General features: G+C 63.1%; 30 protein-coding genes and 1 pseudogene. 20 read left to right on the top strand and 11 right to left on the bottom strand.

The genetic code is table 11. From position 1 onward, the window contains the following. Positions 1 to 69 precede the first annotated feature (69 nt). The 3 genes from CO670_RS10200 (at position 70) to guaA (ending at position 2,829) form a co-directional block, all read left to right on the top strand. Positions 70 to 519: a PaaI family thioesterase gene (locus tag CO670_RS10200; protein WP_088676547.1), complete on the top strand. Its 450-nt coding sequence runs from the start codon at positions 70 to 72 to the stop codon at positions 517 to 519. Next, the gene (locus CO670_RS10195; RefSeq protein ID WP_097590119.1) at positions 516 to 1,154 is read left to right on the top strand and encodes a 5'-methylthioadenosine/S-adenosylhomocysteine nucleosidase; all 639 of its coding nucleotides are present in this window, start codon (positions 516 to 518) and stop codon (positions 1,152 to 1,154) included. The genes CO670_RS10200 and CO670_RS10195 overlap by 4 nt, the downstream gene beginning before the upstream one ends. A gap of 112 nt (positions 1,155 to 1,266) precedes the next feature. Beyond that, the gene (guaA, locus tag CO670_RS10190) at positions 1,267 to 2,829 is read left to right on the top strand and encodes a glutamine-hydrolyzing GMP synthase (RefSeq protein ID WP_097590118.1); all 1,563 of its coding nucleotides are present in this window, start codon (positions 1,267 to 1,269) and stop codon (positions 2,827 to 2,829) included. A gap of 101 nt (positions 2,830 to 2,930) precedes the next feature. Here the strand turns inward: guaA and CO670_RS10185 are convergent, their stop codons facing one another. Beyond that, positions 2,931 to 3,857 carry a LysR family transcriptional regulator gene (locus tag CO670_RS10185; RefSeq protein WP_097590117.1) on the bottom strand — a complete coding sequence of 309 codons (927 nt, stop codon included), beginning with the start codon at positions 3,855 to 3,857 and terminating at the stop codon, positions 2,931 to 2,933. A 77-nt stretch (positions 3,858 to 3,934) separates the two neighbouring features. On the opposite strand from CO670_RS10185, the gene CO670_RS10180 reads away from it, so the two are divergent. Further along, positions 3,935 to 4,477, top strand: a complete 543-nt coding sequence (locus tag CO670_RS10180; RefSeq protein ID WP_097590116.1) for a hypothetical protein — start codon at positions 3,935 to 3,937, stop codon at positions 4,475 to 4,477. Between the two features lie 24 nt (positions 4,478 to 4,501). Here CO670_RS10180 and CO670_RS10175 read toward each other — a convergent pair whose 3' ends face one another. Next, on the bottom strand, positions 4,502 to 5,410 hold the full coding sequence (locus CO670_RS10175; protein WP_097590115.1) for a LysR family transcriptional regulator: 909 nt from the start codon (positions 5,408 to 5,410) through the stop codon (positions 4,502 to 4,504). A gap of 125 nt (positions 5,411 to 5,535) precedes the next feature. Here CO670_RS10175 and CO670_RS10170 point away from each other — a divergent pair, with 125 nt between their 5' ends. From CO670_RS10170 to CO670_RS10160, 3 genes and pseudogenes are all read left to right on the top strand, one after another. Continuing rightward, the gene (locus tag CO670_RS10170) at positions 5,536 to 5,910 is read left to right on the top strand and encodes an Atu4866 domain-containing protein (protein ID WP_097590114.1); all 375 of its coding nucleotides are present in this window, start codon (positions 5,536 to 5,538) and stop codon (positions 5,908 to 5,910) included. Then, a pseudogene (locus CO670_RS10165) lies at positions 5,910 to 6,065 on the top strand (short-chain dehydrogenase/reductase); the annotation flags it as partial. The gene CO670_RS10170 and the pseudogene CO670_RS10165, both read left to right, overlap by 1 nt. Before the next feature lie 56 nt (positions 6,066 to 6,121). After that, positions 6,122 to 6,856 carry an SDR family oxidoreductase gene (locus tag CO670_RS10160; RefSeq protein WP_097590113.1) on the top strand — a complete coding sequence of 245 codons (735 nt, stop codon included), beginning with the start codon at positions 6,122 to 6,124 and terminating at the stop codon, positions 6,854 to 6,856. A gap of 33 nt (positions 6,857 to 6,889) precedes the next feature. On the opposite strand, the gene CO670_RS10155 is transcribed toward CO670_RS10160, so the two are convergent. Then, positions 6,890 to 7,453: a methylated-DNA--[protein]-cysteine S-methyltransferase gene (locus CO670_RS10155; RefSeq protein WP_097590112.1), complete on the bottom strand. Its 564-nt coding sequence runs from the start codon at positions 7,451 to 7,453 to the stop codon at positions 6,890 to 6,892. A gap of 167 nt (positions 7,454 to 7,620) precedes the next feature. Here CO670_RS10155 and CO670_RS10150 point away from each other — a divergent pair, with 167 nt between their 5' ends. The 4 genes from CO670_RS10150 (at position 7,621) to ybaK (ending at position 10,312) form a co-directional block, all read left to right on the top strand. Beyond that, the gene (locus tag CO670_RS10150) at positions 7,621 to 8,229 is read left to right on the top strand and encodes a 2'-5' RNA ligase family protein (protein ID WP_097590111.1); all 609 of its coding nucleotides are present in this window, start codon (positions 7,621 to 7,623) and stop codon (positions 8,227 to 8,229) included. Between the two features lie 95 nt (positions 8,230 to 8,324). Next, on the top strand, positions 8,325 to 9,383 hold the full coding sequence (locus CO670_RS10145) for a succinylglutamate desuccinylase/aspartoacylase family protein (protein ID WP_097590110.1): 1,059 nt from the start codon (positions 8,325 to 8,327) through the stop codon (positions 9,381 to 9,383). Between the two features lie 101 nt (positions 9,384 to 9,484). Beyond that, positions 9,485 to 9,835 (top strand): ArsC family reductase, encoded by a 351-nt coding sequence (locus CO670_RS10140; protein ID WP_097590109.1) that lies wholly within the window; start codon positions 9,485 to 9,487, stop codon positions 9,833 to 9,835. 3 nt (positions 9,836 to 9,838) lie between these two features. After that, on the top strand, positions 9,839 to 10,312 hold the full coding sequence (ybaK, locus tag CO670_RS10135; RefSeq protein WP_097590108.1) for a Cys-tRNA(Pro) deacylase: 474 nt from the start codon (positions 9,839 to 9,841) through the stop codon (positions 10,310 to 10,312). A 46-nt stretch (positions 10,313 to 10,358) separates the two neighbouring features. On the opposite strand, the gene CO670_RS10130 is transcribed toward ybaK, so the two are convergent. Beyond that, on the bottom strand, positions 10,359 to 10,802 hold the full coding sequence (locus CO670_RS10130; protein WP_097590107.1) for a MarR family transcriptional regulator: 444 nt from the start codon (positions 10,800 to 10,802) through the stop codon (positions 10,359 to 10,361). A 105-nt stretch (positions 10,803 to 10,907) separates the two neighbouring features. Between CO670_RS10130 and CO670_RS10125 the strand changes: the two genes are divergently transcribed. Both CO670_RS10125 and CO670_RS10120 read left to right on the top strand, forming a co-directional pair. Further along, complete coding sequence (locus tag CO670_RS10125; protein WP_097590106.1) at positions 10,908 to 11,591, top strand: glutathione S-transferase family protein; 684 nt, start codon at positions 10,908 to 10,910, stop codon at positions 11,589 to 11,591. 123 nt (positions 11,592 to 11,714) lie between these two features. After that, positions 11,715 to 12,968 (top strand): aminopeptidase, encoded by a 1,254-nt coding sequence (locus CO670_RS10120; protein WP_097590105.1) that lies wholly within the window; start codon positions 11,715 to 11,717, stop codon positions 12,966 to 12,968. Here the strand turns inward: CO670_RS10120 and CO670_RS10115 are convergent. Beyond that, complete coding sequence (locus CO670_RS10115) at positions 12,916 to 13,827, bottom strand: EamA family transporter (RefSeq protein WP_097590104.1); 912 nt, start codon at positions 13,825 to 13,827, stop codon at positions 12,916 to 12,918. The genes CO670_RS10120 and CO670_RS10115 overlap by 53 nt on opposite strands. A gap of 81 nt (positions 13,828 to 13,908) precedes the next feature. Between CO670_RS10115 and CO670_RS10110 the strand changes: the two genes are divergently transcribed. Continuing rightward, positions 13,909 to 14,406 (top strand): MarR family transcriptional regulator, encoded by a 498-nt coding sequence (locus tag CO670_RS10110; protein WP_097590103.1) that lies wholly within the window; start codon positions 13,909 to 13,911, stop codon positions 14,404 to 14,406. Here the strand turns inward: CO670_RS10110 and CO670_RS10105 are convergent, their stop codons facing one another. Then, complete coding sequence (locus tag CO670_RS10105) at positions 14,407 to 14,997, bottom strand: NAD(P)H-dependent oxidoreductase (RefSeq protein ID WP_097590102.1); 591 nt, start codon at positions 14,995 to 14,997, stop codon at positions 14,407 to 14,409. It lies immediately after the preceding gene. A 2-nt stretch (positions 14,998 to 14,999) separates the two neighbouring features. After that, the gene (gene xseA, locus CO670_RS10100; protein WP_097590101.1) at positions 15,000 to 16,580 is read right to left on the bottom strand and encodes an exodeoxyribonuclease VII large subunit; all 1,581 of its coding nucleotides are present in this window, start codon (positions 16,578 to 16,580) and stop codon (positions 15,000 to 15,002) included. A gap of 307 nt (positions 16,581 to 16,887) precedes the next feature. On the opposite strand from xseA, the gene CO670_RS10095 reads away from it, so the two are divergent. After that, on the top strand, positions 16,888 to 17,130 hold the full coding sequence (locus CO670_RS10095) for a hypothetical protein (RefSeq protein WP_097590100.1): 243 nt from the start codon (positions 16,888 to 16,890) through the stop codon (positions 17,128 to 17,130). 15 nt (positions 17,131 to 17,145) lie between these two features. Here CO670_RS10095 and CO670_RS10090 read toward each other — a convergent pair whose 3' ends face one another. Further along, positions 17,146 to 18,993, bottom strand: a complete 1,848-nt coding sequence (locus CO670_RS10090) for a hypothetical protein (protein ID WP_097590099.1) — start codon at positions 18,991 to 18,993, stop codon at positions 17,146 to 17,148. A 160-nt stretch (positions 18,994 to 19,153) separates the two neighbouring features. On the opposite strand from CO670_RS10090, the gene CO670_RS10085 reads away from it, so the two are divergent. Further along, positions 19,154 to 20,161, top strand: coding sequence for a glycosyltransferase (locus tag CO670_RS10085; RefSeq protein ID WP_097590098.1), 1,008 nt, complete (start codon positions 19,154 to 19,156; stop codon positions 20,159 to 20,161). Beyond that, positions 20,158 to 20,535: a GtrA family protein gene (locus CO670_RS10080; protein ID WP_088676526.1), complete on the top strand. Its 378-nt coding sequence runs from the start codon at positions 20,158 to 20,160 to the stop codon at positions 20,533 to 20,535. The genes CO670_RS10085 and CO670_RS10080 overlap by 4 nt, the downstream gene beginning before the upstream one ends. Here the strand turns inward: CO670_RS10080 and CO670_RS10075 are convergent, their stop codons facing one another. After that, entirely contained in the window at positions 20,536 to 21,522 is a 987-nt protein-coding gene (locus CO670_RS10075; protein ID WP_097590097.1) for a Gfo/Idh/MocA family oxidoreductase, read from the bottom strand. It lies immediately after the preceding gene. Positions 21,523 to 21,756: 234 nt separating this feature from the next. Between CO670_RS10075 and CO670_RS10070 the strand changes: the two genes are divergently transcribed. Together CO670_RS10070 and CO670_RS10065 are read left to right on the top strand one after the other, a co-directional pair. Further along, positions 21,757 to 22,704: an aldo/keto reductase gene (locus CO670_RS10070; protein WP_097590096.1), complete on the top strand. Its 948-nt coding sequence runs from the start codon at positions 21,757 to 21,759 to the stop codon at positions 22,702 to 22,704. Between the two features lie 13 nt (positions 22,705 to 22,717). Beyond that, positions 22,718 to 23,161, top strand: a complete 444-nt coding sequence (locus CO670_RS10065) for a GNAT family N-acetyltransferase (RefSeq protein ID WP_097590095.1) — start codon at positions 22,718 to 22,720, stop codon at positions 23,159 to 23,161. Here CO670_RS10065 and CO670_RS10060 read toward each other — a convergent pair. After that, positions 23,151 to 23,768 (bottom strand): hypothetical protein, encoded by a 618-nt coding sequence (locus tag CO670_RS10060; protein WP_097590094.1) that lies wholly within the window; start codon positions 23,766 to 23,768, stop codon positions 23,151 to 23,153. The two genes, CO670_RS10065 and CO670_RS10060, sit on opposite strands and share 11 nt — an antisense overlap. 147 nt (positions 23,769 to 23,915) lie before the next feature. Between CO670_RS10060 and CO670_RS10055 the strand changes: the two genes are divergently transcribed. After that, positions 23,916 to 24,413 carry a ferritin-like domain-containing protein gene (locus tag CO670_RS10055; protein WP_097590093.1) on the top strand — a complete coding sequence of 166 codons (498 nt, stop codon included), beginning with the start codon at positions 23,916 to 23,918 and terminating at the stop codon, positions 24,411 to 24,413. Between the two features lie 31 nt (positions 24,414 to 24,444). On the opposite strand, the gene CO670_RS10050 is transcribed toward CO670_RS10055, so the two are convergent. Continuing rightward, positions 24,445 to 25,353: a LysR family transcriptional regulator gene (locus tag CO670_RS10050; protein ID WP_097590092.1), complete on the bottom strand. Its 909-nt coding sequence runs from the start codon at positions 25,351 to 25,353 to the stop codon at positions 24,445 to 24,447. Between the last annotated feature and the right edge of the window lie 66 nt (positions 25,354 to 25,419).

The following is a 25,419-nucleotide window of genomic DNA, read 5'->3' as shown; positions in this document are numbered from 1 at the left end:
ATTTCGGCGATGTCCAGCTTGTCGAATCCGGCGTGTCATGCCACTTTCGCGGCTTCGAGAGGGGTAGCCATGAGCGAGACTGACAGGGGCGATTTCCGCGCGCGAATCCGCCGCAACTTTGCGCGCCAGGCAGCGATGCAGACGATCGGCGCGGAGTTGACGCGCGTCGAGCACGGCGTCGTCGAGATCGAGCTTCCCTTCGACGTCAAACTGACGCAGCAGCACGGCATCCTGCATGCAGGCATCATTTCCGCGGCGCTCGATTCCGCCTGCGGCTTTGCCGCCTACAGCGTTATCGACCCCGAAGCCTCGATCCTGACGATCGAGTTCAAGGTCAATCTCATGTCGCCGGGGCGCGGCGATCGTTTCCTGTTCCGCGGGGAAATCACCAAGCCCGGCTCCACCATCATCGTCGCCGACGGGCGGGGCTATGCGATCGGCGACGGGCCGGCGAAGCTCATCGCCTCGATGACCGGGACGATGATGGTCATTCGCGGTAGAGAGGGAATTACTGGATGAAGTTCGAACTGAAGTCGGTCGCGGGAAAATCCATTCTTTTCGTGATGGCGGCAGAGGCGGAGTACGGCCCTTTCCTGCGTTCGCGCATCGAACCCTTGATGACCGGCGTCGGCCCGGTGGAGGCGGCGATCGCGCTGACCAAAGCCTTGGCGCGGCTCGATGCCGCGGACGATCTTCCGGATCTCGTCGTCTCCCTCGGCTCGGCCGGCTCGGCCAAGCTCGAACAGACCGAAATTTACCAGGTGAGCTCGGTTTCCTATCGCGACATGGACGCCTCGCCGCTCGGCTTCGAAAAAGGCCAGACGCCTTTCCTCGACTTGCCCGTGAAGCTGGAGCTGCCGCTGCGCATCCCGGGGATCCCGGAGGCGAGCCTTTCCACCGGCGGCAACGTCATTTCGGGGGCCGCCTATAACGGCATCGGCGCCGACATGGTCGACATGGAGACCTATGCGGTGCTGCGCGCCTGCCAGGGCTACAAGCTGCCGCTGATCGGGCTGCGCGGCATTTCCGACGGTGTCGTCGAACTACAGCACATCTCGGGCTGGACCGAATATCTGCACATCGTCGACCGCAAGCTCTCCTACGGCGTCGACAGCCTGTTCACGGCGCTGGAGGATGGGATTTTCTGGTTCTGAACCGGCAAAAAGCCGCGCGCCTATCGGACGCGGGGACAATCGGAACAATAAAAACCCGATGCCGCCGATTTCCCGGATTGCAAGGCGAAGCGCTTTTCTTTAAAGCCTCGCCATGACCCACACAGCACATCCCGACTCCGTTCTCATCGTCGATTTCGGCAGCCAGGTGACCCAGCTCATCGCACGGCGCGTGCGCGAGGCCGGCGTCTATTGCGAGATCGTTCCCTTCCAATCGGCCGAAGAAGGCTTCAAGCGCCTGCAGCCGAAGGCCGTGATCCTGTCCGGCAGCCCGGCTTCCACGGTCGACGAAGGATCGCCGCGAGCGCCTCAGATCATCTTCGACAGCGGCCTGCCGGTCTTCGGCATCTGCTACGGCCAGCAGACCATGTGCATGCAGCTCGGCGGCAAGGTCGAAAGCGGCCACCACCGCGAATTCGGCCGCGCCTTCCTCGACGTCGACAAGGACTGCCAGCTGTTCGAGGGCCTCTGGTCCTCCGGTTCGCGCCATCAGGTGTGGATGAGCCATGGCGACCGCGTGACGGCGCTGCCTGAAGGGTTCGAAGTGGTCGCCACCTCTTCCAACGCCCCCTTCGCCTTCATCGCCGACGAGAAGCGCAAATATTACGGCGTGCAGTTCCATCCCGAAGTCGTGCACACGCCTGACGGCGCCAAGCTGATCGGCAACTTCATCCACAACGTCGCCGGCATCAAGGGCGACTGGTCGATGTCGGCCTACCGCCAGAAGGCGGTCGACGAGATCCGCAAGCAGGTGGGCGACAAGCGCGTCATCTGCGCGCTTTCGGGCGGCGTCGACAGTTCGGTTGCGGCCCTGCTGATCCACGAGGCGGTCGGCGATCAGCTGACCTGCATCCTCGTCGACCACGGGCTGATGCGCAAGGACGAGGCGGCAAACGTCGTCGCCATGTTCCGCGAGCACTACAATCTGCATCTGCTGCACGTCGACGCCTCGGACCGCTTCATCGGCGAGCTCGAAGGCGTCAGCGACCCGGAAACCAAGCGCAAGATCATCGGCCGGCTCTTCATCGAAACCTTCGAGGAAGAGGCAAAGAAGCTCGGCGGCGCCGATTTCCTCGGCCAGGGCACGCTCTATCCCGACGTGATCGAGAGCGTTTCCTTCACCGGCGGCCCGTCGGTGACGATCAAGTCGCACCACAATGTCGGCGGCCTGCCGGAGCGCATGAAGATGCAGCTCGTCGAGCCGCTGCGCGAACTCTTCAAGGACGAAGTGCGCGCGCTCGGCCGCGAACTCGGCCTGCCCGACAGCTTCATCGGCCGCCACCCCTTCCCCGGCCCCGGCCTTGCCATCCGCTGCCCCGGCGGCATCACCCGCGAGAAGCTGGAGATCCTGCGCGAAGCCGATGCGATCTATCTCGACGAGATCCGCAAGGCGGGCCTCTACGACGCCATCTGGCAGGCCTTCGCCGTGCTGCTCCCCGTCCAGACCGTCGGCGTCATGGGTGACGGACGCACCTACGAATTCGTCTGCGCGCTGCGCGCCGTCACCTCCGTCGACGGCATGACGGCCGACTTCTACCACTACGACATGGAATTCCTCGGCCGCGCCGCAACGCGCATCATCAACGAGGTCCGCGGCATCAACCGCGTGGTCTACGACGTCACGTCGAAGCCGCCCGGCACGATCGAGTGGGAGTGAGGCGCACGTAAGTGCATGGAGCGGGCGGCGACGTGACAGTCTCCGCAAAGCGGTTCGCATTTCAGCGTGCCGCTCCCGCGTCAGCGCATCCTTGCCGCTGATCAGCTGTTCTCGGTCGCGTCCGTTCGACTTTTCACGTGATCGATGAAGGCGCGCAGCTTCGGCATCACCTGGTGGCGGCTGGGATAATCGAGGAACACACCCGGTGCCAGCGTTGCGAATGCCTCGAGAACGCGGACGAGCTTTCCCGCTTTCACCAACCCACTGGCCATCGGCTCCGGCACTTGCGCAAGCCCCATATGTTCGACGGCAGCTCCGAGCATGGTCGGAAAATCGTGGGCGATCAGCGGCCCGGAAACGACCGCCTCGATCGGCTTTTGGGCGCTCAGAAACGACCACGGCGCGATCGATCCGTCCGAGCGACGAATGCGTATGCAGGCATGTTGACGCAGATCATCGATACGCTCCGGCCGTCCTCTCCGGTGCAGATATTCGGGACTGCCGACAACCATCAGCGGAAAAGGTGGTGTCAGCCGGACCGCGACCATATCGGCTGCGATGAACTGGCCGAGGCGAATGCCGGCATCGAATCCTTCGGTCGCGATATCGACCAACTCTTCATTCGCGGCGACCTCCACCTCGACCTCGGGAAAGGCTTGGCAGAAGGATGCGATCAGTGGCTCCAGCAGGATCGGCACCACTGCCGGCGGCACTGTCAGCCGTAATAATCCGGCTGGCCGCTGCCCAAGGTCCCGAGCAACCTCGCTTGCGGCGACCAGTTCCTCGAAGGCGGGTTTTGCGCGCGAAAGAAATCGCTCGCCGGCTTCGGTCAGGCCGACACTGCGTGTCGTGCGGATGAAAAGCACCGCTCCGACACGCTCCTCGAGAGCGCGTACAGCCTGGCTCATCGCCGATGGGGTCACGCCGAGTTCCGCGGCTGCTTTCCGAAAACTACGGTGCTGGGCAACGCTCAGAAATGCCTCGACGCCGTCCAGCGCTCCCTGCCTGACTGTGAAGTTCTGCTTCATACCGCATCGATATTATCGCGAATAGTCGATCACGAGAAGCGGTCGTACATCTGGACCTGCCAATCAGGAGTGCTCCAATGTCGACGGAATCCCTCTTCCAAACCCATCTCGTCCTCGGTTATGTCGCGTGGCTGCTTTGCTTCGGCGCGTATATTCTGCCCTGGCTCAAGTCGATGGACCGGATTAAAGCGCACCGCGCCATCGCCACTCTGCATAGCTTCCGCTTCTTCGGGCTCGTCTTCATTCTCCCGGGCGTCGTCGGGGCCCATCTGCCAGCCAGTTTCGCCACCTTCGCGGCCTATGGCGACCTCGCGACCGGGCTGCTCGCCATGCTGGCGCTGATGACGATCAGGATAGCTCGGGTCTTCTGGCTGTTCGTCGTCATCTTCAACCTTGCGGGAATGGCCGACCTCATCCTCGACTACTATCACGCCATTCAGGCCGGTCTTCCGGCGCAGGCTGAGGAATTGGGCGCTGCATACGCGATCCCGATCATTTACGTGCCCTTGCTGATGATCACTCACGTCTTCGCGCTCTATCTGCTAGTGCGTCCTCAGCTTAGCGAGGCTCAAGCCATTGCCGGCCAGCCGAGAACATCTTCGAACGCGCCGTCGTCCTGAAGCCGGCACCACTTAGGTCAAGGGCTACGGACCTATCTCGCGCCTCTCGAATTTCCGCACAAAATCCACCAAAGCGCGCAGCTTCAGCGGCTGCCTCTGGCGCCTGGGATAATAGAGATAGAAGCCGGGAAAGGGCGGGCAGAAATCTTCGAGCAACGGCACGAGTTCGCCGCGATCGAAATAAGGCTGGAAGGTCTCCACCATGCCGAAGGTGATGCCGGCTCCGGCGCAGGCCATGCGGATCATCATTCCCATATCGTTCGTCGTCACGGCCGGATCGACGGCGACGTCGAAGTCGCGGTCGTTTTCGGTGAACTCCCAGCGATAAGGCGCCGTGTCGGGGCGCGGCCGCCAGCCGATACAGGCATGGTCCTGCAGGTCGCGGGGATGGCGAGGGTGGCCACGGCGATCGAGATAGGCAGGAGACGCGGCCGGACATTGCCGCTGCTCCCTGGAGACGGGCACTGCGATCATGTCCTGCTCGATCACCTCGCCGAGCCGGACGCCGGCGTCGAACCCGGCCTCGACGATATCGAATTCGTCATCGGTGATGGTGATGTCGAGCTTGATATCAGGACAGGCTTCGATGAAGCCGGCCAGCAGGGGGCCGGAGAGGAAGCTCTCGGCGATCGAGGAAACGGTGATCCTCAGCAGGCCGCTCGGACGCGCCTGCATTTCCCGGACCGTCTGCACCGCCTCCCTGACCTGCCGCACCGATGGACGAACCGTCTCGAGGAACACCTCGCCGGCTTCGGTGAGGTGGACGCTGCGGGTGGTGCGCTGGACGAGCGCCACGCCGACCCGATCCTCCAGGCGCTGCAGCGCCTGGCTGACGGCGGATCGGGTGACGCCGAGCCGCTCGCCGGCAAGGCGGAAGTTTCGCGCCTCCGCCACCGCCAGAAAAACCGAAATGCCTTCGAGATCATCAATCATTGGTTAGTATAACTAACCAAGCTATTCCGAATTGGCAACTTAATCGCTTCAGTGGTGATTGCTATCTTCCCTTCATGGTCAAGCGCGACCGATGGCGGTGCGCAGGCCTGCTTTGGAGAAGAACGATGCGAAGCATATCCAGGAACGTTGTTCTGCATCTTTTGGCCGTGACGGCGCTCGCCGGCGCGGCGACGTCGGCATCCCATGCAGATGCCGCAAACGACCGAAACCCTGCCCATCAACAGTCAAGCGAGAACACGATGCAGCAACACCCCTATGTCGGCATGTGGATGACGGACGACGGCCGCGTCCGCCACGAGCTTCTGCCCAATGGCCGTTACGACGAGGCCCGCGGCAGCAGGGAGAGCGCCTATCAGGGACGCTACGAAGTCACCGGAACCCACATCGAATATTGGGACGACACCGGCTTCACCGCCGACGGCGATTTCGTCGATGACAACACCCTGCATCACGGCGGCATGGTGCTGCGGCGCCGGTGACGTGCCTCATTTCGGTATTCGAGGCCGATGAGCCGCCGCTGCGGCTACTGCTTGGAACCTCCGCCCTGAATATCGCCCGCGAGCGGCTCGATGCGCTCAGGGCAAACTTCGACGCCTTGGCCGAGACGACAGTCAGCGCCGATTTTCCCAGCTGATCCAACGCCCCGCCCTCCGGCGCATCGGCGTCTGGAGCACAGAAAAGGAGAGCCAAATGTCTGATATCGACGGAAAAGTCATCGCCATCACCGGCGCCAGCAGCGGCATTGGAGAAGCCGCGGCAAAAGTGCTGGCCGCCGCAGGCGCCCGTCTCGTCATCGGCGCGCGCCGCACCGACCGCCTGGAGGCGCTCGCCGGCGAAATCGAAGCCGCAGGCGGCAGCGTGCGTTTTCGAAAGCTTGACGTCACCGACCGATCCCAGGTCGAAGCCTTTGCCGGTTTCGTCAGGTCCGAGTTCGGCCGGCTCGATGTCATCGTCAACAATGCCGGCGTCATGCCGCTCTCTCCGCTCGACGCCCTCAAGGTCGACGAATGGGACCGCATGGTCGATGTCAACATCAAGGGCGTTCTCTACGGCATCGCCGCAGCCCTTCCGATCATGAAGGCGCAGGGTTCGGGGCAGATCATCAACCTGTCTTCGATCGGCGGCCACTATGTCTCGCCGACAGCCGCCGTTTATTGCGCGACGAAATTCGCCGTCCGCGCCATCTCCGACGGACTGCGGCAGGAGACCGACCGTATCCGCGTCACCGTCATCTCGCCCGGCACGACGACATCGGAACTGGCCGACACGATCACCGACCCGATGGCCCGGGACGCCATGAAGGCTTTCAGGGCGGTCACGATCAGCCCCGAGGCCGTCGCCAAGTCGATCCTCTACGCCGTCAGCCAGCCTGACGACGTCGATGTCAGCGAAATCATCATCCGGCCGACAGCCAGCCCGCATTAACCTGCTGACTCCTTATGCGAAGGCCTCCGCCGCCTAGAAACCCAGCGACTGCTGGGCGGGCGGCGGCGGGCCGAGCTGGACGCCTTCGAGCTCCAGCATGCGAGCCTTCGACGACGAACCGCCGGGGGCCGAGAAGCCGCCGATCTTGCCGCCGGCGGCCAGCACGCGATGGCAGGGGATGATCAGCGCCACGGGGTTCTTCGCCATCGCCTGACCGACATCGCGGGCAGCCTCCGGCCCGACACCGAGCTCTTTCGCCAGCGCGCCGTAAGTGGTCGTATGGCCCCAGCCGACGCGTCGCGCCGCCGCATAAATTTCCCTGAAGAAGGCATCCTGGCCGGCAAGATCGAGCTCGACGCCGGAAAAATCGGTCTCCTGGCCCTGGAAGTAACGTTTCACGGCCGCGACCGTTTCGAGCACGGCCGCCGTCGGCGCGCCGGGTTCGGCGTCCGGCAGACGTCGCAGCAGCAGACGTTCGGTCGCCTCGGCGGTTTTCGTCGGCAGCTGGAAGCGGGAAATGCCGGCGTCGCTCCAGGCGATGCCGCAGAAGCCGCCGGCGGTTTCGAAGATGAGATAGTGGTGCGTTGTTTGGGGCATGACGCAGCCTCCGTGTTTGCGGTTGCCACCAAAATCGTACGGAGCGGGCGCTGTTTCAACCCGTTTCTTGCGCATCTTGTTCTTTTTTTGTTCTTGCCATTCCGTCCTGCCGGCGTATTTTCGATCGCGTTGGAACGACGAGGTGGGTCATGACGACCTGACAGATCATGAATCAGATTTCCTTCGATTTCGGCCATGGGCAAAATCGGCGTGGCGGGCCGGATGAAAGCCACATCGGCTGGCATCGGCTTTTCTTCGCGCTCTGCCCTCCTCCGATCGTCGAACCGCAAGCGGCTTCGATCGCCCATGATTATGGCAAAGCTTTCTCCCTTTCCGCAAAGCCGCGCCTGACGACGCTGCATGTGAGCGTTATCGGGATCGGTGACTATGAGGCGCTGCCGGAGGACGTGATCTTTGCGGCATGCCAGGCCGGCGCCACAGTCGAAGGAGCGCCGATTGCGGTAACCTTCGACAGGATCATGAGCTTCAGGCGGGAAGGCAAGGCGCGGCCGCTGGTGCTCTGCAGCGAAGGCGGACTGATGCCGCTCATGCGCCTGCATGTCCAGTTGGGCGTCGGCATGCACAATACCGGCTTGCGTCACAATATCGATCGCCAATTCACGCCGCATATGACGCTGCTCTATGACCGCAAGGCGGTGCCGCCGACGCGCCTCGATCAACCGGTTTCCTGGACTGCGCATGAGTTTCTGCTCATTCATAGCGTTCTCGGAAACACCGAGCACCACATCATCGATCGCTGGCCGCTGCTCGGTTGAAGGCAGCACAGGAGGAGCAAGGCTTGCGCTTCCTCGGTTTCCGCGCATAAAGCTCGGGAAGCCTGGACCTGATTCAAGCAGGGAGCAATGACCCCATGGACATTTCAGAGATCATCATCCCGGGAGACACACCGGGAACGGAGTGGCGGCTGCCGGTGCTGCGCTTTACGGGGGACGATCCGAAGGCGCCGAGAACCTATATCCAGGCCGCCCTTCATGCCGGCGAACTGCCGGGAACGGCGCTCCTGCATTTCCTCTGCGAGAGGCTGCGGCAGGCGGAAGGCGAAGGCCGGATCGCCGGCGACATCACCATCGTGCCGCAGGCCAATCCGATCGGTGCGGCGCAATCGCATTTCGGCGAGCTGCAGGGCCGTTTCGACCTCGGCTCCCGCACCAATTTCAACCGGGATTTCCCGCTGATCTCCATTGCCGATCGCGCCGAGCTGGTCGAAGATCTCGATGATTATCCGGCTACCGATAGTTTGAAGCGGCAGCTTCTGCATATGGCGCTCGGCGCCGATCTGGTCCTCGACCTGCATTGCGACGACGAATCCCTGCAATATGCCTATATCGACGAGGCCTTCTGGCCGGAGGCGGCCGATCTCGCTGCCGCGCTCGACATGGAGGCCGTGCTGCTTTCGGACGGCGAAAGCTCCGCCTTCGAGGAGGCTGTCGGCTTTGCATGGAAATATGAAGTTCCCGGCGAGCGCCGGTCGCGGCTGCCCGGCAAACTCTCCGTCACCGTCGAGTTGCGCGGCAAGCGCGACGTCGATCCGGTGCTGGCGAGAAAGGATGCGGACGGGCTCTGGCATTTCCTCGCGGCGCGGGGAATCGTCCGGGGCGGGACGGCGGCCGCGGCATTTTCCGGTCCGGCCGTGCCGCTCGACAATATCGAGATCCTTCGCGCGCCCGAAGGCGGGGCTGTACTCTTCCATCGCGATATCGGCGAGCGCGTTGCGGAAGGCGACCTTCTGGCGACGATCGTCACCCGGCCGGGCCAGCCGGGCGGCAGCCTTGACCTGCATGCGCCGCAGGATGGGCTGGTCCTGACCCGCACCTCCGACCGGCTGGTGCGGCGGCGCGGCGACCTGATGAAGATCGCCTGCGGTAGCGCCAGCAAGGCTTCACGCAGGGCCGGCGCGCTGGAGAATTGAGCCGGGCGGGATCGACGCGCTGGGGGATAAAACGCCGCACGGCGTTTGCGCCGGGCTTTGCGCATGTTATCCCGCTGTCATCACAGGGAGATCGATCCGGCATGGCCGTCACCATCTATGGCATCAAGAATTGCGACACGATGAAGAAGGCTCGCAGCTGGCTGGAAGCGCATGATGTCGCCTATGCGTTTCACGACTACAAGGCATCGGGCATCGACCGCGCCCATCTGGAAGCCTGGATCGACGAAGCCGGCCTCGATACCGTGCTCAACCGCGCCGGCACCACCTTCCGGAAACTGCCCGATGCCGAACGCGAAAACCTGACGCGGGAAAAGGCAATCGCGCTGATGCTCGACCAGCCGTCGATGATCAAGCGGCCGGTGCTGGAGACAAAGGGCAAGCTGCTCGTCGGCTTCAAGCCGGAGATTTACGCCGGTGCTTTCGAGCGCTGAGCCATGTCCAAGACCACCCGCGCGACACAGGTTCTTTCCCAGGCGGGCGTCGCTTTCTCCGTCCACGCCTATGACTACGACCCCGGCGCCGAACGCGTCGGCCTGCAGGCGGCGGAGGCTTTGGGCGAGGCACCGCAACGGGTGCTGAAAACGCTGATGGCGGAGGTGGACGGCAAGCCGGTCTGCGTGGTCGTGCCGTCGGATCGCGAAGTGAGCATGAAGAAGCTTGCGAGCGCCTTCCGCGGCAAGTCGGCCAATATGATGAAGCCCGCCGATGCCGAGCGGCTGACGGGCTATCATGTCGGCGGCATCAGCCCCTTCGGCCAGAAGAAGATGGTGCCGACGGCGATCGAGGAGGCCGCCCTGGCCGAACCGCTCGTCTATATCAACGGCGGGCAGCGCGGGCTTCAGGTGCGGCTCGATCCGAAGGAGGCGTTGAAGGTGCTCAACGCCGTCGCCGCGCCGCTGATCGCCTGACCGGAGCATGATGCCGAACCCGCCACATATTTCCCGATGACAGGCACTACAGAAAGCGGTCGAGCAGGCCGGCGATCGACCTCGCCTCGCTTTCGGCAAGCTTGCCGCCGATATGGGTCTCGATCGATCTGCCGTAGACCACCCACATGCGCTCGCGCAGCTGACGCCCGGCTTCGGTGATGACGATCCAGCGGCCGCGTCCATCTTCGGCGAAGATCTCGCGCCGGACCAGGCCCTCTCTTTCCAGCCGATCGAGCAGGCGGGAAAGATTATACTGCGTCAGCAATGTCCGCTCCTCGATCTCATAGGGACGCAGCCGGCCGGATTGCGAACGCGCCAGTTCCCACAGCACGTCGTACCAGGCAAGCGGCGGCATGCCGGCCGCCTTCAGATCGGCCTCGATCGCGCCGAGCAGGCGCTCGCGGGCGCGCATGACATGCGTCCAGGCTGAAATGACGGCTTCGCTGGGTTTGGGCATTTTCTCGGACATAAATGCAATTACATCTATCTTGAATTTCGCCGCAAGCGATATTAGATGCATATGCATGCAATTTGAGACAGCCGATCCCTTCCGCAAACCGCCAGGAGATTTTTCATGAGCAGGCTTACCCTCATCAGCCATCACCTCTGCCCCTATGTGCAGCGTGCCGCGATAACGCTTCTCGAAAAGGGCGTGCCCTTCGAACGCATCAACATCGATCTCGCCGACAAACCCGACTGGTTCCTGAAGATCTCGCCGCTCGGCAAAGTGCCGCTGCTCAGGATCGAGGAGGAAGACGGCAGCGAGGCCGTGCTGTTCGAAAGCAGCGTCATCTGCGAATATCTGGAGGAAACGCAGGCAGGCGCCGCCCTGCATCCGGCGGACCCTTTGACTCGCGCCCACCACCGCGGCTGGATGGAATTCGGCTCGTCCGTGCTCTCCGATCTCTGGGGCTATGAAACGGCACAGGATGCGGCGCAGCTGAAAGCCAAGCGCAAGGCGCTCGCCGCCAAATTCGCAACGATCGAGGCCGCGCTGGCGGACGGACCCTATTTCGCCGGCGGCAGCTTCAGCCTCGTCGACGCCGTCTTCGCGCCGGTTTTCCGCTATTTCGATCTTTTCGATACGCTCGGCGACAGCGGCATCTTCGACGGGCTCGATCGGGTCAAGCGCTGGCGCACGGCGCTGTCGGCGCGGGCAAGCGTTCGGGCAGCGGTTGGCGAGGACTATCCGCAGCGGCTTACGGAGTTCCTGGAGAAACATAACTCGATCCTGCTCAGGCTGCCCGCTGCCGCTTGAGGCGCGCCAAGCGGCCGGACAGGCATCCGGCCGCTGTCAATTCGGATGCGGCACGCTTCAATTTCGCCGCAAACGGGTCTAAGTCTTCCAGCCTCCCACCGTCGACAAGAGGCAGGTTGCACCATGAATTTCATGTCCCAGACCCAGAACACCGTTGATCCCGCCAAGCTGGAAAAGCTTGCCGAGGTCGCCGTCAAGGTCGGCCTTCAGCTGCAGAAAGGCCAGGATCTGGTGATCACCGCGCCCGTGGTGGCGCTGCCGCTCGTCCGCCTGATCACCAGAGAGGCCTATCGGGCCGGCGCAGGGCTGGTGAGCGCCTTCTATTCCGACGAGGAAACGACGCTGGCGCGCTATCAGTACGGCAGCGACGAAAGTTTCGACCGCGCTTCGGGCTGGCTCTACGAGGGCATGGCCAAGGCCTATGCCAACGGGGCGGCCCGTCTTGCAATCGCCGGCGACAATCCGATGCTGCTGTCCGAGCAGGATGCCGGCAAGGTCGGCCGCGCCAATCGCGCCACCTCCACCGCCTATAAGCCGGCGCTGGAAAAGATCTCGAATTTCGACATCAACTGGAACATCGTCTCCTATCCCAACCCTTCCTGGGCCAAGGTGGTCTTCCCCGACGATCCTGAACCGATCGCGATCGCCAAGCTCGCCAAGGCGATCTTTGCCGCCTCGCGCGTCGATGTCAGCGACCCCGTCGCCGCCTGGGCCGAGCACAATGCCAACCTTGCCAAACGCTCCGCCTGGCTGAACGGCGAGCGCTTCGCCTCGCTGCATTTCACGGGACCGGGCACGGACCTGACCGTCGGTCTCGCCGATGGTCACGAGTGGCATGGCGGCGCTTCCACAGCCAAGAACGGCATCACCTGCAATCCGAATATCCCGACCGAAGAGGTGTTCACGACGCCGCATGCGCTGCGCGTCGAAGGTCATGTTTCCAGCACCAAGCCGCTGTCGCATCAGGGCACGCTGATCGACAACATCCAGGTGCGCTTCGAAGGCGGGCGCATCGTCGAGGCCAAGGCGTCGCGCGGCGAAGAGGTGCTGAACAAGGTGCTCGATACCGACGAAGGCGCGCGCCGGCTCGGCGAAGTGGCGCTCGTGCCGCATTCCTCCCCGATCTCGGCGAGCGGCATCCTGTTCTACAACACGCTGTTCGACGAAAACGCCTCCTGCCACATCGCGCTCGGCCAGTGCTATTCCAAATGCTTCCTCGATGGCGCGACCTTGAGCCAGGAACAAATCAAGGCGCAGGGCGGCAATTCCAGCCTCATCCATATCGACTGGATGATCGGCTCCGACAAGGTCGATATCGACGGCGTCAAGCCTGACGGATCGCGGGTTGCGGTGATGCGCCAGGGCGAGTGGGCCTGACCGGCATCATCGTCCGCTGACTGAGCCAGACGCTGGCGAGCACCATGGCGAAGCCGGCGATTTGCGCCGGCGTCAGGCTCTCGCCGAGCGCCAGCCAGCCGAGCAGGGTTGCAACGACGGGGCTGAGAAAGCCGAGCGATGCGGCCGCCGAGGGTTCGATGCGCGACAGGCCGCGGAACCAGAGCAGATAGGTGAAGGCCGCACCGATCAGGCCGAGATAGGCAATGCCGAGAATATTTTCTGTCGTCGGCATGGGAAGCGCCGGCTCCAGCAGCAAGGCGACGGGCACGAGCAGGATGCCGCCGGCGGTCAACTGCCATGACGTGAAGGTCAGGCTGGAAACGGGCGGCTGCCAATGGCGGCTCAGCACCGTGCCGAAGGCCATCGACACCGCGCCGGCAAGACCGGCGGCGATGCCGACTGGATCGAGTGCCGCATTCGGCGTCAGCACCAGCAGCGCCACCCCTGACATGCCGATCAGGCCGGCGACGACGGCGAGAAAACGGATCGGTTTGCCGAGGAAAAGGCGCGACAAGGCGATGACAATCAGCGGCTGCACGGCGCCGACGGTGGCCGCCACACCGCCCGGCAGCCGATAGGCCGAAACGAAGAGCATCGCCCAGAAGAATGAAAAGTTGAGCGCGCCGAGAATGAAGGCCCGGCCCCACCAGACACCGGTCGGCAGCTTGCGGACGATGAGCAGCAGAAGCAGGCCCGCCGGCAGGGCGCGCAGCATCGCAACGGTCAGCGGATAGCCATGCGGCAATAAGGATGTCGTGACGAAATAGGTGCTGCCCCAGATGGCCGGAGCGACGGCGGTGATCAGCACATCGGCCAGATATCGCGAGTTTGTCTTCATATCAAGAATCTCTACGTCAAGATAAATTCAACATAGCGCAATTTATCTTGACGTCAAGATATCGCCTGTTATCGATGTGACATGAGTGAAGGGAAGCAAGATCACGTCGACAGGATCCTGGCGCAGTGGCGGCGCGAGCGGCCGGACCTCGACGTCGAACCGATGGGCATCCTCGGGCGGCTGAAGCGTCTCGGCACCCATCTCGGCCGCGAAGTGGAAACCGCGCTCATGAAGCACGGGCTTTCCACCTCGGCCTTCGACGTGCTGGCCACGCTTCGCCGCTCCGGCGCGCCGCACCGGCTCTCGCCGGGCGAACTTCTGGAGATGACGATGGTCAGCTCCGGCACGATGACCAACCGGATCGACCAGCTGGAGAAAGCCGGCCTCGTCGAGCGCATCCTCAATCCGGAAGACAGGCGCAGCGTGCTGATCGCGCTGACCGAAAAGGGCCTCGCGACCGTCGAAGAGGCGGTCGGCGCCCATGTCGCCAACCAGCAGCGCTTGACGCGCAATCTGACAGCCGAGGACAAGGCCGAGTTCGACCGGCTGCTGAAGAAATTCCTGTCGGATTTCGAATAATCAGACGGCGGCAAGCGCCTTGCGGACACGCTCCAGATGCGCCTTGCGCCTGGCCTCCGTCGCCCGGTCCATGTCGTGCAGGCTCAGCATGCGGAAGACGAGCTTCTTCGAGCAGAAATTGGCGATGCCGCGCTTCAGCAGGCGGCGAACGGGATTGCCCATGTAGAGATGCACCAGCCACCAGGGCGAGCCCGTCGTCGTCAGCGCATAGAGCAGCCTGATATTGGTAAGCTGAGGCACGATGCGGCCGCCGGCGGCATCGTGGGTGAAGGCCACGCCGGGCGCGAAGACGCGATCGAAGAACCCTTTCAGGATAGCCGGAAAATTGAACCACCATTGCGGAAAGACAAGGACGAGCCCGTCGGCCGACCGCAGCCGGGCTACGGCATCGGCGACGGCCGAAGTATCATAAGGCACGTCGAAATAAGCGCGGCGTTCCGCCTCGGACAGGCGCGGATCGAAATCCTCGGCATAGAGATCGAGCAGGTCGACGACATGGCCGGAGGCTTCCAAGGCTTCGCGAGCGGTGCGCGCCACCGAGGCGGCAAAACTGTCCGGCAGCGGATGGGCAAGCACCAGCAGGATCCGCATTGTCAGAACAGGCTTCCCTGTTTCGTTGGATCCGCAGGTTTTGCACTGCGTTTCTTGGCGCCGACAGGTGGAGTGCCGCCTTCCGTCGTCATCGCGCCGACGCGGCCATCGGCGAATTCGATGGCGATGCCGATGCCGGCGGAGAGAGCTGCGGCCTGCGAGACCGGCCTGTCATCTTCATCGCGAATGACGGCGTAACCGCGCTTCAGCACATTCTTATAGGAGAGCGACTGGAGCACGCGGTCCTGCGCGGAAAGCTCGGCGCGGGCGCGCGTCAGCTGGTGGCGGATCGCCGTATCGGCATGGCGCGTGAGATTGCCGAGACGTTCGCGGCCGCGATCGGTCTGCGTCTTCAGCCGGGTGGGCAGCGATGCGAGGATGGCCTCGGCGCGGTCGATGCGGGACTTCGAACGGTCGAGCAGGCGTTCGACGGTGCGTTCGGCCCGCGCCATGCGCTCGTTCAGAAGCTGGCGGCGCTCGGCGATGCGGTTGGAGAGCACATCAGGGCGCAGATGCGAGGCGACACGCTCGAAGCCGCGGCGCTTGTTGATGGTGTTGAGTTCCAGCCCGCGGCCGAGGCCGGCGGCTGCCTCGTCGAAGCGGCGCCGCGGCAAAGCGAGAAGCTGATCGAGCGACGGCAGTGCCCGCATCAGGGCGCGGACGGACTGGCGGCGCTGATCCATCTGCCGGTTCATGCAGCCCTGCAGGCGCGCGGCAAGAGCGGCGGCCTGCGCCTCCAACTCCGCCTTGACGGGCACGGCCATTTCGGCGGCACCGGTCGGCGTCGGGGCGCGGACATCGGCGGCATAATCGATCAGCGTCCAGTCGGTCTCGTGACCGACGGCCGAGATCAGCGGTATCCGGCTTTCGGCCGCGGCGCGCACGACGATTTCGTCGTTGAAACTCCAGAGATCTTCCAGGCTGCCGCCGCCGCGTGCGACGATCAGCACGTCGGGACGGGCAATCGCGCCACCCGGCTCCAGCGCATTGAAGCCGCGGATTGCGTTCGCCACCTCCTCGCCGGACCCCTCCCCCTGGACCTTGACCGGCCAGACGAGGACATGCACGGGGAAACGATCGGAGATGCGGTGCAGGATATCGCGGATCACGGCGCCGGTCGGCGAGGTGACGACGCCGATCACCTTGGGCATGAAGGGCAGCCGCTTCTTGCGGGCGGCATCGAACAGGCCTTCGGCGCCAAGCCTGCGCTTGCGCTCCTCGATCAGCGCCATCAGCGCGCCGGCGCCGGCGGGCTCCAGCGTCTCGATGACGATCTGGTATTTCGAGGAGCCCGGGAAGGTGGTGACCTTGCCGGTGGCGATGACTTCCATGCCCTCTTCCGGACGGAACTTCAGGCGTGAGAAGGTGCCCTTCCAGATGACGGCATCGATGCGGGCGCGGTCATCCTTCAAGGAGAAATAGGCATGGCCCGAAGAGTGCGGACCGCGATAACCTGATATTTCGCCGCGCACGCGCACCTGGTCGAAAGCCGTTTCGACGGTGCGCTTGATCGAGCCGGAAAGCTCCGAAACCGAATATTCGGCAAGGTTGGTCGGCGAATCGCTGTCGAAGACGTTGCTCATGCCTTCTTTCTATGACCATCCGCGGGAAACGGGAAGGTCGCGATGCCGGCCGAGACCTGTTTTCCCGGCTGTTGGATGCTGCCGTCAGACCGAGTATTCCATACATGTCATTGTTGCAGTTTCGCCGAGAACAACAAAATCGGGAAAAATTAGTTTCCTCGCGGAACGCATCGTTAGACTTTGCGTTTTACCCGAAAGGGATTGCTAACCACCGCAAAGCAAAGGCTTTTCGGCGAACTTGGCCGGTAAATCTTTGTTAGTTGGCGCTTCCTATGCTTCCCCTCGTTCTCTCTGGGAAGGTGCTGAAATGATTATTCTCACAGCAGCAGCATTGGGCATCAGCGCCGGGCAAATGCGCTCGGCCGGCGTGATCGCGTTGGTCGCCGCGCTGATCGGGATGACCTTCGCGCTGGCGGCGATATTTTCGCCCGGGCCGGTTTCGCTTCTGGCGCTCCTCTATGCCATCCTCGGCTATAATGGCGGCCTCATCCTTTTCGTGCTCGGCCTCTATGCCAGCGCGCGTCTTCGTGCACTGCGCGTCTTTCAGTAAAGACCGCTGCCGGCGTCAATTCGCCGCCGGCCGATAGCGAAAGAACTGCACGCCTGCCCCCGCCGGTTTCGGGAGGGGCTCGAGATAAGGCGGAATATTGCCCTTGCCGAGTTCGGCATAGAGCCCATCCGGCTTCAATCTGGCGAGCTGGCGCGTCTGCGGATCGTCAGGGCAGAAAGCGAGCGTGGTCACGCCCGCCCCCTTCAGAAAAGATTCCGCCTCCTGCGGTTTAGCCATGCCGATATGCAGCTCCGTCAGCATGCCGCCCTGATCGCGATGATAGGGCGCCGCGAGAACCCGGTTCTGCGTGAAGCGGAGAATGGAAACACCCATTTCCGCCGGAGCGGAGACGAGGCCGGCAGGAAGCCCGGCAAGCGGCGCCAGCGCCTGCCTTGAGTTGCAGGAATGCTCCTTGGCCGGTTCGGCAACCTTTTTCTGCCCGTCGTTCCCCAGCTGCATCGACAGAAGCCCCCCACCGACCGCCCAGGCGGCCGGTACGCTCGCAAACACCGTCATTATATAGACGAAGGCGGCGGCGACATTCTCGCTGTCGCCGTTGGAGATGCGCCTGATATCGATGATCAGCAGGCTAAGCGGCAGGATGGCGAGCAGGTTGGAGAAGGGCGAGCCGCGCACCTGCACCAGCGCTATGCCCCAGCAGATGGCGAGCAGGAAAAGCAGGATCAGATGGATCTGGGCCCGGTCGCGCTGGACGATGCGGAAGATGCAGACGGCGATGCCGAAGAGGCCGGCCGCATAGAAGGCGCCGACATCGAAGGGCTCGGTGCGCGCCAGCGCAAAGACCGACTTCGCTTCGGAAACATTCCTCAGCCAGAGCTCGACCAGCATGGGATCGAGGCCAGCCAGCGGATCGCTCAGGCATTGCGGCGCGATCACGATCGCCGAGCCGAGAACGCCGGCGCCGACGACGGCCAGCGCCAGAAAGCGCATGGGGCGGGCAAGGCGGCTCGCAAAAACCGCGCAGAACAGCAGAAGACCGCCACCGATCGCCGCAAGGCTGTAATAGCCGAGCGAGAGATTGTCGCAGGTGACCATGGAATAGAGCCGAGGCGGCACCGTGGCGAAGAACAGGATGCTGATTGCAATCGCCAGCGCCAGGCCGAAGGACTGGGCGGCGACGGCGAAATCCCGGCCCTCCCATGCCCAGAGCACGGCAACGGCCAGGCAGACGGCGGCGACGAAGGGCGTCGTCTCGGCGCCGATGGCAATGGCGACAGCCGCGGCGATGCCGGCAACCGCATAGCTCCAGCCGCGACGCTGCGGATCCAGCAGCATCGCCGTCATCGTCGCGACCAGCGCCAGCTGCGCATTGTGATGGTCGATGGCGCCGGGCGCGAAACGATTGCCGGTGTAGATCACGAAGCAGGTCATGCCGAGGCTGATATGCATGCCGGCGACACCGCCGATCCGCCGGCCGGCAACGGCCATGGCAAGCATTGCCGGCAGGATGAGCGACACCGGCCAGATGGCGAGCGCCAGCGCCTCGGCCGTCTCGCGCGGCGCAAACAGGCCGAAGAACCAGATCAGCGAGGCGATCGGCAGATCGATCAGCCGCGACCAGTGCATCAGCGTGCCGCCGCCGAGACCGAGCCGGTATTGCATCAGATCGAACCAGCCCTGGCCGGCGAGAAAATCGCGAACCTCGACGAGACGCATGCCATCGTCATTGTCGGGACCGACATAATCGGTGGCGCCGGAAAGCCTGGTGACGACGATGACGGCGGCAAGAATGATGCTGTAGGCGGTGACGGCCGGCCACAGCCGCGTCAGCAGGCCGCGTACTCCACTGCGATGGGCTTCAGTCGCGGATAATGCATTGGCGATCGGCTGCACGGCATTCATGTGGTTAGCAGTTCGTTTCCCAGATCGCTGAACCTTAGCCCCCGCCGATCAAGAAAGTGTAAAGCCGTCTCCGGCCACCGCCGATTTCGCCTGCGTCATAGCGTCTTATTAACGCCGAGTGGGTTAGGCTCGGCACGGCTTCTGTGTAACGAGTAAAGTCATGGCCCGATCGCGTACCGGTAATCTTGATATCGCCGTCCTGCTTCCCTGCTACAACGAGGCGGCGACGATCGGCCCCGTGGTGCAAGGCTTCCGAGCGATCCTGCCGGATGCAGCGATCCACGTCTACGACAACAATTCCACCGACGGGACCGCGCTGCAGGCGATGCTGGCCGGCGCGCACGTGGTACGCGAACGGCGGCAGGGCAAGGGTCATGTGGTGCGCCGCATGTTCGCCGACATCGATGCCGACATCTACATCATGGCCGACGGCGACGGGACTTATGCGCCCGGCGACGCCGAAGAACTGGTGCGCACGCTGCTGACGGAGCGCGCCGACATGGTTGTGGGAACGCGGCGCGGCGTGCATGCCGATGCCGGCCGTCACGGCCATGCGCTCGGCAACCGGCTTTTCAACGTGCTCTACCGGACGATCTTCGGCCCTGATTTCACCGATATCTTCTCCGGCTACCGCGCCTTCTCGCGCCGTTTCGTCAAGAGCTTCCCGGCTGTGTCGGGCGGCTTCGAGATCGAGACCGAAATGTCGGTGCATGCCTCCCGGCTGAAGCTGCCGGTCAGCGAACTGGAGCTCGACTATGGCCGCCGCCCGGAGGGTTCGCATTCCAAGCTTTCGACCTTCCGCGACGGCGGCAAGATCCTCTGGATGTTTGCGATGCTGATGAAGGAGACGCGGCCCTTCGCCTTCTTCAGCGCGATCAGCGCCGCCTTCATGCTGGCAAGCCTCGGATTCATGACGCCGGTGCTGGCGGAATATTTCGAGACGGGCCTCGTCAGCCGCATGCCGACCTGGGTGCTGTCGATGGCGCTGATGATGATTTCCTTCATGCTGTTCACCGCCGGCGTCATCCTCGATTCCGTCGCCCGCGCCCGCGCCGAACAGCTGCGCATCCATTATATGAGCCTGGAGACGCCAGGCGCGGCCAAGCTGCTGGATGGCGACGTAGCGCCTGCGCCCCGCGCCGGCCGCGGCAAGGCGGACGCGGCATGAAAAAGCTCATCCGCTTCGCGATTGCCGGTGGCATCGGTTTTCTCGTCGATGCGGGCGTGCTGTCGGCGCTGCTGGCGCTGACACCGCTCGGGCCTTTCCTGGCCCGGCTCATCGCGATCGCCCTCGCCATGGCGTCAACCTGGGTCTTCAACCGGAACTTCACCTTCGATCGCTCCGGCCGCTCGCTCGCCGCCGAAGGCTTCCGTTACGGCTCGGTCGGCGTCACGGCGGCGCTCGTCAATTACGGGCTCTATTCCGCGCTTCTGCTTTCGCTGCCGGCGCTACAGCCGCTTGCGGCGATGGTGGTTGCCAGCGTCGCCGCCATGGTCTTCAGCTTCTTCGGCTATTCGCGCTTCGTCTTCCGCGCGGAATAATCAGACGGCTTCCCAGCCGTCCTTCTCGCTGGCGCGGTAGATCGCATCGATCACCTTCTGGTTCAGCTTCGAATTTTCCAGCGTGACGATCTCTTCCTTGCCGCCCTTTGCTGCCCGGGCGAAGGCCTCGACCTCGCGCTTGTATTGGCGGCTGTCCTGGAAGCGGAAGATGCGCGATTCATTGTGGCTGCGGTCGGCAAGCTCGATCTCCTCCGGCCCCCAGCGATTGGCATTGAAGGGCGACTTGACCTCGATGTAGCCGTCGGTGCCATGGAAGACCATGACCTGGCGGTTGGCCATCTGCGTCGAGACATAGAAGCTCAGCTCGAAGTCGCCGAAATCGGCCTTGACGCTGGAATAGATATCGGTGCCGAAATCGGGATCGCGCTCGGTGATCGCCTGAATCCAGAGCGGCTCCTTGCCGGTGGAAAAACGCGTGCTCATGACCGGATAGACGCCGATATCGGGAAGGCCGCCGCCGCCGAGTTCGGGGATGTTGCGCATGTTGGCGGCGTCGCGGTTGAAATAGGTGAAGGCGCCCTGCACATGCTTGAGCGAGCCGATCGCGCCCTCATCGATCAGCGAACGTACCTTCTGCCAGACCGGGGAATAGGTGATCATATAGGCTTCAGTGACGATCACCCGGTTGCGGTCGCGGGCAGCGATCACTTCGTCGATATCGGCCGCCTTCAGCGCCAGCGGCTTTTCGCAGAGCACGTGCTTGCCGGCATCGGCAGCCTTGATCGACCATTCGATGTGCTGCGAGGTCGGCAGCGGAATATAGACGGCATCGATCACGTCGGAGGCGAGCATCTCCTCGTAGGAGCCGAAGGCATGCGGCACCGAGAAGCGGTCCGCCATCTCCCTTGCGCGCGCGAGATCGCGGCTCGCAATCGCCGTGACGACGCAGTTCTCCGCATCCTGGATCGCAGGAACGACATTGTCGCGGCCGATCTTGGCGGTTGAAATGATACCGAAGCGCAACATGATCCCAATCTCCCAAGCTGATTTCCGCGAACCATATTCAGGCGCCCGCTGCGGCGCAATGGCGCGGGGCGAAATCACGGAAGTTTGGCTTCCCTGACGCCGGGATCGCGCTAGGTTATGCTGGGCAGTCAGAGCGTGATGGCCGAAAAGCGCTGACGCTTTCGGCATCATGCTGCGGGACGGCGTTCTGCCGCATCCGCAATTTCAAATCATTTCATTCATTTGGAGAGCGTCATGGAAATGCGCCGGCTTGGAAAAACTGGTCTTTCGGTCTCGCCGATCGTCTTCGGCGGCAATGTCTTCGGCTGGACGGCCGACGAGAAAACGTCCTTCGCCATTCTCGACGCCTTCTTCGATGCGGGCCTGAACACGATCGACACGGCGGATGTCTATTCCTCCTGGGTTCCCGGCAACAAGGGCGGCGATTCCGAGGAGATCATCGGACGCTGGCTGAAGCAATCCCGGATTTCCCGCGACAAGGCCGTCATCATCACCAAGGTCGGCTCGGACATGGGTCAGGGAAAGACACTGAAGGCGGCCTACATTCTGAAGGCGGTCGAGGATTCGCTGCGCCGGCTGCAGACCGACCACATAGACCTCTATCTCGCGCACTGGCCGGATGCCGATACGCCGCACGAGGAAACGCTCGGCGCCTTTGCCAAGCTGAAACAGCAGGGCAAGATCCGCGCCATCGGCTGCTCGAACTACGATGCCGCGCTGCTTCAGGCCTCCTTCGATGCCGCCGAGAAGGCCGGCCTGCCGCGATACGATGTGCTGCAGCCGGAATATAATCTCTACGAGCGCGCCAGTTTCGAGGGGCCGCTCGCCGAACTCTGCGTCAGGCAGGATATCGGCGTCATCACCTATTTCAGTCTCGCCGCCGGCTTCCTCACCGGCAAATACCGCAGCAAGGCCGATACGCAGGGCCGCGCCCGCGAAGGCCGCGTTTCGCAATATTTCGACGCTAAGGGCCTGCGCATCCTGGCAGCACTTGACAAAGTTTCGGCCGAGACCGGCGCCAAGCCCGCGGAAATCGCGCTCGCCTGGCTGCTGCGCAAGAAGGGCGTGACGGCGCCGATTGCCAGTGCGACCAGTCTCTCACAGCTTGAAAGTCTGGTGAAATCGGCGACACTTTCGCTCACCAAAGAAGCGATGGCGCTGCTCGACGAAGCCGGCGCCTGAAGAAGGAAAGCCCATGACCGTGACGATACGCGATGCCCGCCCCGAGGATGAGGTCCGCTGGCGCGAACTCTGGGCGGCCTACCTCGCCTTCTACGAAGTGACGGTCGATGCCGATATCACCGATCAGACATGGCGCCGGGTTTTCGATCCGGCGTCGGCGATCGCGATGCGCGTCGCCGAAGTCGATGGCCGGCTGATGGGATTTGCACTCTATCTCACGCATGAGGGCACCTGGATCCGCACCCGGGACTGCTATCTCGAAGATCTTTTCGTCGATCCCGATGCGCGCGGCAAGGGTGTCGGGCGGGCGCTGATGGACGATCTCATCGCGCTCAGCAAGACGAAGGGCTGGTCGCGGCTCTACTGGCATACGAGCGAAAAGAACAAGACGGCCCGCGCGCTCTACGACAGCTATGTCGAAAGCGACGGCCACATCCGCTACCGCATCAGTTTCTGAATGCCGGAAATCCCCCATACCATTCGGAATGGTCGCCCTCCCAATTGGCCATGCCCGGCTTGGTCAGCATGCCGCGCGGGCTGACATAGCTCTGGATTACCCGCTTCGGCCGTTCATGCCATTGGATATTGAAGGCCCATAGCTTGGGAAAGAAGCAGAGCGAGGCATAAGGCAGGTGGTCGTGAATCCACCAGGCGAGCCGCCGCCAGTCGCCTTCATCGCTGTAGCGATCGAGCATCCACGGCACGGCAATGCAGACCGCGGCACCCATGCAGCCGTCAAAATCCCTGATATCCCAGATGTGATGCGCCGCAGTGGCGGCATTGGTCGAACAATTCAGATTGTTCTCGTTGCCGAAGCGGTTGACGGCGGGCGAGCGATAGCCGGAGCGGATATGCAGGCGACCGAAGGTCGTCTCCAGCGGCTCCAGCAATTCCTGGCAAAGCCGCCTGCCCGCCTCGATCGCCAGATCGGGATCCTCGGGAATGTTGGGAATGCGGTAGAAATCGGCGATTTCGGAATGCAGGAAATCGCGGAAAAAGAAGTTTTGCGACAGCCGCACACGCCCGAGATCCTCGAGACCTTTCATCGAACCTGGTTTTCGCATCGGCCATTGCCCTCCTCGAATGACGGGAAACCATCGCAAGGAGCCTATTTCCAGTCCACCCGAAATCGATCCGGAACAATTTGCACGATCTTTTCTTCTTAATGTGTCGCCGCATTCGCGGTTTTTCCCAGAACAAGGATCGAGGAAATGGCCAAGGAAAAGACATTGGAAGATCTCTTCTACGACACGCTCAAGGACATCTATTTTGCCGAGCGGCAGATTTTGCGCGCCCTGCCGAAGATGGCGCGCGCCGCCCAGTCCTCCGACCTGAAGGCGGGCTTCGAGAAGCACCGCGAGGAAACCGAGGGCCAGGTCGAGCGTCTCCAGCAGGTTTTCGAGAAGATCGGCAAGCGCGCCCAGGGCAAAACCTGCGAGGCAATCCAGGGCATTATCGCCGAAGGCGAAGAGATCATGGAAGAATTCAAGGGCACGGCGGCGCTGGATGCCGGCCTGATCTCTGCCGCGCAAGCCGTCGAGCATTATGAAATCGCCCGCTACGGCACGCTGAAGACCTGGGCCGCGACGCTCGGCCTCAAGGACGTCGTCGCTTTGCTCGATCAGACGCTGCAGGAGGAGACGGCGACCGACAAGACCCTGTCGCGGCTTGCCACGACGGCGGCAAACCAGAAGGCGAAAGCCGCCTGACGCACCGATGGGAACAGGCGGCCGACCGGCCTTACCGGCCGCCCGCATCCCTCTCGACATATCTGAAGAAATCGATGAAGGCGCGCAGCGCCGGCCGCATCTGCCGCCGGCTCGGATAATAGACAAACGGACCGGGATAGGGCGCGCACCAATCCTCCAGCACCCGCACGAGCCTGCCGGCCGCCAGTTCGGCATGAACCCGCATGTCGAAGAGATAGGCGAGGCCGGCGCCGTTCAGCGCCGCAAGGAGAGCCAACCGGTCCTCGCTGACGATGAGCGGCCCGTCGACCGCAACGATCAGTTCCTGCCCGTCCTTTTCGAATTCCCAGCGATAAATGGAGCCATTGGTGAAGCGCCGTTTGATGCACCGGTGGCGGGCCAGATCGCGCGGATGCTCCGGCTTCGGGTAGCGCTCGAAATATTCCGGCGAAGCGGCGATGACCGTCGTCAGATTGGGCGAGATCCTGACCGCGATCATATCGGCCTCCAGGCTCTCCTCCAGCCGGATGCCGGCGTCGAAACCCTCCTTGACGATATCGGTAAACCCGTCCTCGTTGGCGATCTCCAGCGTGATATCAGGATAGAGATTGAGAAAATCGCCGAGGCGCGGGGCAAGCAGGATATCGGAGGCGAAGCGCGGCGCGGTGATGCGCAGGTTTCCGGCCGGTTTGCCGCGCGTATCGTTGACCGCTTCCAGCGCTATGTCGATCTCCTCGAGCGCCGGACGCAGCCTTTCGAGAAGCAGGCGGCCTTCCTCGGTCGGCGCCACGCTGCGGGTTGTGCGCGCCAGAAGCCGCACGCCGAGACTCTCTTCCAGGCTCGATATGGCATGGCTGACCGCCGACGGCGCGACGAGCAGTTCCTTGGCTGCGGCCCGGAAGCTGCGGTGTTCCGCGACGGCGGCGAGAACGGCGAGTTGCGAGAGCTGTGTCCTGTTCATTGATCGAAATTATAGAACGACTTGTTAGAAATTGCATGTGTTTTCTGATTGATGCAGCCCCGATAT

This window comes from Rhizobium sp. J15 (assembly GCF_002531825.1).
Lineage (GTDB): Bacteria > Pseudomonadota > Alphaproteobacteria > Rhizobiales > Rhizobiaceae > Rhizobium.
This window is presented reverse-complemented; position numbering and strand designations above follow the sequence as displayed.